The sequence below is a fragment of the Bacillus yunxiaonensis genome, from assembly GCF_037104695.1.
Taxonomy (GTDB): Bacteria; Bacillota; Bacilli; order Bacillales; family Bacillaceae_G; genus Bacillus_A; species Bacillus_A yunxiaonensis.
The window spans coordinates 636,966-645,869 of the sequence record NZ_JBAWSV010000002.1; the positions used below are offsets into that span (position 1 = coordinate 636,966).

Consider the following 8,904-nt stretch of genomic DNA (forward strand, 5'->3'; position numbering starts at 1 on the left):
ACGCTATCATTACACCATGTATGGCACTACATAAAGAAGGTGAACGCTATGAAAAGATTTCTAATTTTGTATGCCCTATTTTCATTTATAACAGGCTATTCTACTAAACAAACTTCCACCGAAAAGCATGCATCTCATTCCAAACATGAAGAAGCTGAATTAACGAAAAATGTGAAATATTCACCGCCTCCAAAACAAGAAAAGGTTATTTTAGATGTACCGCTCATACCTCAAAAACCCGAGCTAAAATTCGGCTGTGAAGTGACGAGCTTAGCGATGGTACTGCAACACGCTGGCGTAAAAGTCGATAAAATGCAATTAGCAAACAATATTAAAAAAGACAATGATTCGTTGTCTATCAGCAAAGATGGGGACATTCTTCAATGGGGAGACCCTAAAGAAGGATTCGTTGGAGATATAACAGGGAAAACTATTGGATATGCTGTTTACGTTGAACCATTGCAACAATTAATGGAACATTACCTTCCAAATCGCACAGTAAATTTAACAGGAAAATCTTTTGATGATGTGCTAACTCAAGTCAGCACGGGTAAACCTGTCGTAGTTTGGACAACAGGGGATTACAAACTACCTGACAAATGGGCGTCTTGGAAACATGGAAACGAAAACATTACAGCTCCTCTAGATCTACACGCTGTTGTACTCGTAGGTTTTGAAAATGGATACGTTTATATTAATGATCCTTTAACTGAGAAAAAAGCACTGAAGGTAAACAAAGAAACGTTTATTCAATCTTGGGATGCATTAGAGAAGCAGGCTTTGTCGTATCGTTAACAAATACAAAAAGGATGTGCTCTTTAAAATAAGTAGTTCCATTTTCATGGAGAAACATTATAAATAGCATACAAATTAGCAAACCAATTAACATAACAATTGGTTTGCTCTTTCGTTGATATAACAACACTTTTAGTAAAAGTATGTGTAAATAAGCATAGGAATTAACAATGTGACAATAACTATTGTCATTCTGTGAAATATGGTGTTAATTCTATTGTTAATTGCTATGTTATTTCTAAGTTTCATTTTAAAAAACATAATGAAAATTGCAATTTTATGTAAACTAAAAGAATAAGGAATATTCTGGTGTAAAGAGCATAACTCTTAGTATATGGCTGTGTTCCGCAACCTTGCTGCTATTTAACGAATTATCATTTTGATGTTTCGTCAGTTAAGGAGGATATCATATGGATTGGTATATATGGTTCGCAGTATTTATTGCTATTATTCTTATTATTTTTGGTTCTAAAAAGAAATAATCCTTGTTTAACGGGGCTTTAGTTAAACAAGTTTACACATCAAAGTCAAAACCACTTGGATTATTCCAAGTGGTTTTGACTTTGCTAATTATATTGTTGTTTAACCTGTTAATTATGTCGCTAAAACATACGCCATTTACCCTGTTATTTGTCTTTTTCTCCACGTTATCGGAACCACTTATCTTTAAAAACACATTCTTTTTTGTATTTGTTATCTTTCCAGAAGCTCACAAAAAAGGAAAACGCATTCAGTTTCCTGAATTTACTTTCATTCCCTTTTACTCTTTATTTCTACCTTAAATCTATATACAATGTATGGGATAGAACTCATAATTTTATATATAATCATAGAAAGGAATGAACTAATTACATGTTAAACGAATTTAAAAAGTTTGCTTTAAAAGGGAATGTAATTGATTTAGCTGTCGGTGTAATTATCGGTGCTGCGTTTGGAAAAATCGTTGATTCTTTAGTAAAGAACATCATGACACCTTTACTTGGAATACTAATTGGAGGCGTTGACTTTACAGGACTAAGCCTTAAAGTTGGTAAGGCTTCTTTAGAGTACGGAAAATTCATCCAAACAGTCTTTGACTTCTTAATCGTTTCATTCTCTATCTTCTTATTCATTAAATTATTCAATAAACTATCATTCAAAAAAGAAGAAGAGAAGAAAGAGGAAGTACCAGCACCAACAAAAGAAGAAGTGCTTCTTACAGAAATTCGTGATTTATTGAAACAGCAAAACGCATCAAGAGACAATGCATAATAAAATAGACAAAAAGAGAGCGGACATAATACTAACGGGTTCCCTTTTGAGGTGTAAACATTGCAAATCACATCATATTTTTTGTCACTAATATCAATGAATTCTCTGAGTAAATAACATCAATAAACGCAAAGAAGGGATAGCTTAATGGCTATCCCTTAAATTCTCTATCGACTCCCGTTAAATAAATTTGTTGTCTGTTTTTATTGAGTGTCTTCGTCGCTTTTGTACTCCAAAATATCACCTGGCTGACAATCCAAAGTCTTACATATCGCTTCTAATGTTGAAAAACGAACCGCTTTTGCTTTCCCATTTTTCAGAATAGAAAGATTCGCCATAGTAATTCCAACCCTCTCCGAAAGCTCCGTTACGCTCATTTTTCGTTTTGCTAACATCACATCAATATTAATAATAATTGTCATATCCTCCACCTCAGACCGTCAAATCATTTTCTGATTTTATGTTAATCGCTTCTTGTAGAAGCCGTTGGAGGATAGCGGCAAAAACGGCTATAACCAACGAAGCAAAAATGATGATGAGTCCCATTAATCCAATAGGAGGGTCAACTTTCCTCGCTATAAAATGAAAGAGTGGCAAACCTAATACATACAAACCACTGATTATAATCGCACAGCACTTTATGTTCTTTAACGCCTTTACAGATAATTCCGAGAACGCTGTGTTCTCGTCAATGTACCGTAAAAGCTTGAAAGCCTGATAGAGAGCAAAGTAAAAAGACACAGCTGCTCCATACATCACGATGAAAACGAGATATTTCATTGGGGCAATATTTGGATACAATTTTGCTGCGAAATTCGCCATATGGGGCACTAAAAATATACATAAAGCAAGCACTGCAATTCCAGCCAGAAAAATAATTACCTTTAAGAAAGTGGTTGAACCTCGTTTAACATTCATTTAAAACACCTCACTTATTTAATGACAACATAATTTTAGTATATTATTTATCGTTTCACAATAAATTTGTATTGTTTTTTATTATATTATTATTGTTATTGAAATATCTTTTTAATTTTGACAAAAATAAAAAGCATTTCTCATTACAAAGAAATGCTCTTACTTTAAAATGTTAAATTTACAACTTGTTCTACAAAATTTCCAAATAATTCCTTCTGCGGATTTCCACTACTTTAGGTTTTCTTGGGTTTAAAAAACTCCATATCTGTTCCTCTTTCATAATTCGCAGTAAAAATCACATGATAATTCACAGTTAAATTCACACTGTACAATAATTATTTCCATATTCGAGAATTGGAATGCCAAATCCTGCTTGAATTTTAATAAAAACATCAAGGAGTGTAGTAATATCAAGGAACTAAAAAACGTGAATTCATGTGTGAATTCACGTTAAAAATGTATTTTGAAATTGATTTTTGCACCCCAAAAGAGAACCCGTTAGCATAATACCTGCTCTCTTTTTTATAGAGTTTCTGAATTTGTATGAATAAACAAAATAATAACTGCGACAAGTAAAATAATAATAGCACCTACAAATAATGTAATGGAAAAAAACACAAAGCTCTCATGTATTTGTTGTCCAGCGCTTTCTAAAAAAATCGAAGTAACGTATGTGATTAGGGCTATCCCTGCCAAAACACTACCGGGAATAAAGCGTCTCATACCACTCTGCTTTAACGTCATATAAGCGAATATAGCCGTCATACAAAGCGTAATCCCCCAAAGAACTATCATTTCATCTCCCCCTCACATAGTTTATTAACGAACAGCATGGTCTCCCACTGATGGAAGTTTTACTTTATACTCATTATACATTAGAAATAGTGGTAAAGCGAAATTTCCCTCTAAAAACAAATGTTACAATGACTATTGTACTCTTTCCAAAATAAAAAACTCGTGGTTATACTTCCACGAGTTTTCTTCTTATTACTTTGTTGAGTCTCTAAACTGAATACGGTGCGGTAAGATTACAGTATGATCTTCCACTGTTTCTTTGTTCATATATTTTGTTAATAAACGCATTGCAACTGCTCCAATGTCATACATCGGCTGTACAACTGTTGAAAGCTGCGGACGTACCATAAGTGCAAGACGTGTATTGTCAAAACCAAGTACTTCTAAATCATTTGGTACATTTAGACCTTTATCTTGAGCTGCATGAATTACGCCTAATGCCATTTCATCAGAGGATACGAATACTGCTGTTGGCTTTTCAGCAAGTTCCCATAGCTTATCTAATGCTTCCATACCTGAATCGTATGTGTAATCGCCGTCTACAACAAGCTCTTCGTCGTAAGCAATACCTGCTTCTTCTAATGCTTGTTTATATCCTTGTAATTTTTTTGCACTGCCTGCTTTATCAACATAAGGACCAGATACAAAACCAATGCGTGTATGACCTTGCCCTAAGAAATGCTTCATTGCATCATACGCTGCTTGTGTGTAATCAATATTTACAGATGGTGTTATATTTTGCTCATCAAACGATGCTGCAAGTACGATTGGAACAGGAGATTTTTTAAATTCTTCTACATGAGTGTCTGTAATATCTTCTCCCATAAATACGATGCCGTCTACTTGCTTCCCAAGCATTGTATTCAATAAATGGAACTCTTTCTCTTTGTTTTGGTCAGAGTTACTTAAAATAATATTATATTTGTACATTGTTGCGATATCTTCAATACCGCGTGCAAGTTCTGCATAAAACGTGTTAGAGATATCTGGAATAATAACCCCTACTGTTGTTGTTTTCTTACTTGCTAATCCGCGTGCTACTGCATTTGGACGGTAGCCAAGACGCTCAATTGCTTCTAGTACTTTCTTTCTTGTTGTCGGTTTTACATTTGGATTGCCGTTCACAACACGTGATACTGTTGCCATCGAGACATTTGCTTCGCGTGCTACATCATATATTGTTACGTTCATCTTTTCACACACTCCTTTATAAAATTCATCTATATAATATGTACAAGTTAACTTGAATGAAAAAAAAGACATCAACTCTACTTGAAGATGTCACTCCCGAGCCCTTTTACTAATGATACGATACAAATAAGGATTGAGACAATATTTTCCCGAAAAAGTTTCGAAAAAAATCATTCCTTTTCTTATATTTTCATATTTTAGATAGAAAAATACTTATTTTCCAGAAAAAAATCTATGCAGCATTCAGCTGCATAGATTTTGAAGCCATTCTTATCCCGCATTAACGGGCAGTAAGACCCCCAAAAGCGAAAAAGATAGGTGGAGGATAACTGCCCATAAAAGCCCGATTGGTTCAACTAACCTTTTGGAGAAGAGCACTCCAAAAGGAAGTTTCACTTTATCTCATACGAAATGCTTTCAATTCGTTCATAAATGCATTAAATTCTGGAATATCCATTTGTTGTGCTGAATCTGAAAGTGCTACAGCTGGGTCCGGATGCACTTCTGCCATAATCGCATCTGCGCCAATTGCCATCGCTGCTTTTGCAGTTGGCAATAATAAATCGCGGCGTCCTGTTGAATGTGTTACATCAACAACAACCGGCAAGTGCGTTTCTTTCTTTAAAATTGGTACAGCAGAAATATCTAATGTATTGCGCGTTGCTTTCTCGTACGTACGAATGCCTCGCTCACATAAAATAATATCGCCGTTCCCTTGTGCAATAATATATTCTGCCGCATACATAAACTCTTCAATCGTTGCGGATAATCCCCGTTTTAATAATACCGGCTTGTTGACAGAGCCAGCTGCTTTTAACAGCTCAAAGTTTTGCATATTGCGCGCGCCAATTTGAATTACATCTACGTAATCAAGCGCCATTTCAATATCATTTGGATTTAAAATTTCACTAATTACAGCTAAATCATACTCATCTGCTACTTGGCGTAAGATTTTCAGCCCTTCAACACCAAGACCTTGGAAATCATATGGTGATGTACGCGGTTTAAACGCTCCGCCGCGCATTAGTTTTAATCCTTGTTCTTTCATGGCTTCCGCTACTTGACGAACTTGCTCATAGCTCTCAACTGCACATGGTCCCATAATAAAATGAGCATTGCCATCACCGATTTTTTCACCCTTAATATCGACAATTGTATCATCCGACTTTTTCTTACGTGATACGAGAAGCGCTTTACGATGATCATCTTCTTGCAGTTCTAAACCTGTTTTAAAAATTTGTTTAAACAAATGTTGAAGCGTTGATGTTTCAAATGGCCCATCATTGTTTTCTGAAATTAAATCAAGCATTTTGCGCTCCCGTACTGGATCAAAACGTTTCACACCTTGTACTTCTTTTAATTTGCCAACTTCTTGTACAAGACGACCGCGCTCATTTAACAATTTTAAAATTTGTAAGTTCTTTTCATCAATTTGAGAACGTAAACGATCTAACTCCTGTGATGCCATAGTCACGCCACCTCTTTCAAAATTTATATGTATACTAATCAAAAGTATAATTATTGTTAATAAGATAATTTATTATATATGATACATATGCAGATGTCACTTCATACACTTTGCATTAGACTGCGTATGGAATCGTTATTTTTTCTTAATTTAATCGTAAAACGCACAGCGCGTCAATAAAATTTTCAAAAAATTAAAAAAGCAAGCATATTCGCTTGCTTTTCCTTATTTAATATTCTCTTGTAAAGCCTGCTCTGTAATGTTCCAATGTGATGCATGCCATAGCACTTTACCATATTTTATGTATAATACTTGCGGTGATTCATGTCTAATTTCAAAATGCTCAGCAATCTTATTGGAAACAGGACGTGCCTCTTGCACATATAAATAATATGCCGGTACAGCTTGTTCCTTACTGCGGTATTCTTGAAATGCCGTGAAAGCACCGTGGCTAATTGGACATGTTGTACTATGTTTAAACAAGATATATGGCTCTTTACTTGCTGTTAATTCTTCAAATTGCTCCATTGTTTCAATCTTCGTCATGCTCATTTCATTCGCCTCTCATTCGAACCGGAAGTCGCGGTAATTTCTTTTCCTTCTTCGTTTTTTGCTCTGGCTTTTCAAGCTGCTCTACTGCATCCTCTTTCTTTTTGGCACGAAAGCGATTGTACACATCAATAACTGCATTACTCCATTGCACCACTTGTGCTACTTTATCTGCATTATTTTCTACTTGATGTGCAACAGAATCAGAAACGCCGCGTAATCTTGTGTTTAAAGAATGAATCGTTGTACCAATTCCCTCTACACCTTCTACAACTGTATTTAACGACTGTGATTTCTTTTGAATATCTTCTGCTAATGCATTTGTTTTATGAAGAAGCTGCTCTGTCTCCACTGTAATCCCCTGCATTTGTTTTTCAAGACCTTCCATCGTACTTGCTACATTTTCTAACGTTTTTTGTACAGATACTAATGTTCTACATACATACACAACTAATACGGCAAACGCAATTGCGATAATGGCTACACTGACGTATAAAAGAATTTGCATACGAATCACTCCTTTATCTTTTTATGCTTACTCCTATTATACAATCATTTTCCGTTTCATTCTAATTGTTCCATATTTCGTGTTAATTTTCATATTTGTTTGGCAAATACAACATAAATTATTAAACAAATTCGGATAAGTAGGTTACAATAAGGAAGGATACATATATAAGGGAGGCTTTACATATGAAAGACCCACGTATTGAAACATTAGCAAAAAATTTAATTAATTACTCTATTCGTTTACAAAAAGGCGAGAAAGTATTAATCGAAAACTTCGGCTTACAAAAAGAGCTTGTAACAGCACTTGTAAAAGCTGCATATGAAGCTGGTGGTTATCCATTCGTACTATTAAAAGATCATCAAGTAGACCGCTCTTTAATGATGGGCGCAACTGAAGAACACTTTGAGCAAATCGCTGCGTATGAAGCAAGCGTAATGAAAGATATGGATGCTTATATCGGCCTTCGCTCTGGTGATAACGTAAATGAACAAGCTGACGTTCCAAGTGAGCGTATGAAAATTTATGGAAACACAGTAGGTAAAAAAGTACATAGAGACATTCGTGTTCCAAAAACAAGATGGGTTGTACTTCGTTATCCAAACGCTTCTATGGCACAGCTTGCAAAAATGAGCACAGAAGGCTTTGAAGACTTCTACTTTGACGTATGTAACTTAGACTACGCTAAAATGGATAAAGCGATGGACAATCTTGTTGAATTAATGAACAAAACAGACAAAGTACGTCTTGTTGGACCTGGAACTGACTTAACATTCTCAATTAAAGACATTCCAGCAATTAAATGTGCTGGTCACTTAAATATTCCAGACGGCGAAGTATACTCTGCGCCTGTTCGCGATTCTGTTAACGGTACAGTTTCTTACAACACACCATCTCCGTACAACGGTTACATGTTCGAAAATGTAAAACTTACATTTAAAGACGGTCAAATCGTTGAAGCAACTGCAAACGATACAGAACGCATTAACAAAATTTTCGATACAGATGAAGGCGCACGCTACGTTGGTGAATTCGCAATTGGCGTAAACCCATACATTTTACATCCAATGGGCGATATTCTATTCGATGAGAAAATCGATGGCAGCTTCCACTTCACACCAGGACAAGCATACGAAGATGCATGGAATGGCAACAACTCTAACATCCACTGGGATTTAGTATGCATCCAACGCCCTGAATACGGCGGCGGAGAAATTTATTTCGATGATGTATTAATCCGTAAAGACGGCCGCTTCGTTGTACCTGAACTAGAAGCGTTAAATCCAGAGAACTTAAAATAAGATGAATACTCCCCCACTTAGCAAAGCTTGAAGTGGGGGTTTCTAACGTTTCGACCTAACGGACGATTAACGTCAGTGGAGTTAACACACTAGCGAGCTGTTTCACGCCTAACCCCTCTATCCCGTTT

The 8,904-nt window shown here is 35.6% G+C and carries 10 protein-coding genes; 3 read left to right on the forward strand and 7 right to left on the reverse strand.

The features are described from left to right. The first annotated feature begins 48 nt into the window (after window positions 1-48). Both WAX78_RS09350 and mscL read left to right on the forward strand, forming a co-directional pair. Window positions 49-795 carry a C39 family peptidase gene (locus WAX78_RS09350; RefSeq protein WP_336481989.1) on the forward strand — a complete coding sequence of 249 codons (747 nt, stop codon included), beginning with the start codon at window positions 49-51 and terminating at the stop codon, window positions 793-795. An 852-nt stretch (window positions 796-1,647) separates the two neighbouring features. Then, window positions 1,648-2,046 carry a large conductance mechanosensitive channel protein MscL gene (gene mscL / locus WAX78_RS09355; RefSeq protein WP_336481990.1) on the forward strand — a complete coding sequence of 133 codons (399 nt, stop codon included), beginning with the start codon at window positions 1,648-1,650 and terminating at the stop codon, window positions 2,044-2,046. Window positions 2,047-2,249: 203 nt separating this feature from the next. Here mscL and WAX78_RS09360 read toward each other — a convergent pair whose 3' ends face one another. The 7 genes from WAX78_RS09360 to WAX78_RS09390 all read right to left on the reverse strand — a co-directional run bounded on the left by WAX78_RS09360 (window position 2,250) and on the right by WAX78_RS09390 (window position 7,475). Beyond that, a complete protein-coding gene (locus WAX78_RS09360; RefSeq protein WP_091175162.1) occupies window positions 2,250-2,468 on the reverse strand; it encodes a helix-turn-helix domain-containing protein in 219 nt (72 codons plus the stop codon). A gap of 10 nt (window positions 2,469-2,478) precedes the next feature. Further along, window positions 2,479-2,964 (reverse strand): DUF2975 domain-containing protein, encoded by a 486-nt coding sequence (locus tag WAX78_RS09365; RefSeq protein WP_336481991.1) that lies wholly within the window; start codon window positions 2,962-2,964, stop codon window positions 2,479-2,481. 522 nt (window positions 2,965-3,486) lie between these two features. Further along, window positions 3,487-3,759: a DUF3917 domain-containing protein gene (locus WAX78_RS09370; protein ID WP_336481992.1), complete on the reverse strand. Its 273-nt coding sequence runs from the start codon at window positions 3,757-3,759 to the stop codon at window positions 3,487-3,489. Window positions 3,760-3,951: 192 nt separating this feature from the next. Beyond that, window positions 3,952-4,950, reverse strand: a complete 999-nt coding sequence (gene ccpA / locus WAX78_RS09375; protein WP_336481993.1) for a catabolite control protein A — start codon at window positions 4,948-4,950, stop codon at window positions 3,952-3,954. 397 nt (window positions 4,951-5,347) lie between these two features. Beyond that, window positions 5,348-6,418 (reverse strand): bifunctional 3-deoxy-7-phosphoheptulonate synthase/chorismate mutase, encoded by a 1,071-nt coding sequence (locus WAX78_RS09380; protein ID WP_336481994.1) that lies wholly within the window; start codon window positions 6,416-6,418, stop codon window positions 5,348-5,350. 225 nt (window positions 6,419-6,643) lie between these two features. After that, on the reverse strand, window positions 6,644-6,970 hold the full coding sequence (ytxJ, locus tag WAX78_RS09385; RefSeq protein ID WP_336481995.1) for a bacillithiol system redox-active protein YtxJ: 327 nt from the start codon (window positions 6,968-6,970) through the stop codon (window positions 6,644-6,646). A 1-nt stretch (window position 6,971) separates the two neighbouring features. After that, window positions 6,972-7,475, reverse strand: coding sequence for a DUF948 domain-containing protein (locus tag WAX78_RS09390; protein WP_336481996.1), 504 nt, complete (start codon window positions 7,473-7,475; stop codon window positions 6,972-6,974). A 185-nt stretch (window positions 7,476-7,660) separates the two neighbouring features. Here WAX78_RS09390 and WAX78_RS09395 point away from each other — a divergent pair, with 185 nt between their 5' ends. After that, window positions 7,661-8,776: an aminopeptidase gene (locus WAX78_RS09395; RefSeq protein ID WP_098305477.1), complete on the forward strand. Its 1,116-nt coding sequence runs from the start codon at window positions 7,661-7,663 to the stop codon at window positions 8,774-8,776. The last annotated feature ends 128 nt before the right edge of the window (window positions 8,777-8,904 follow it).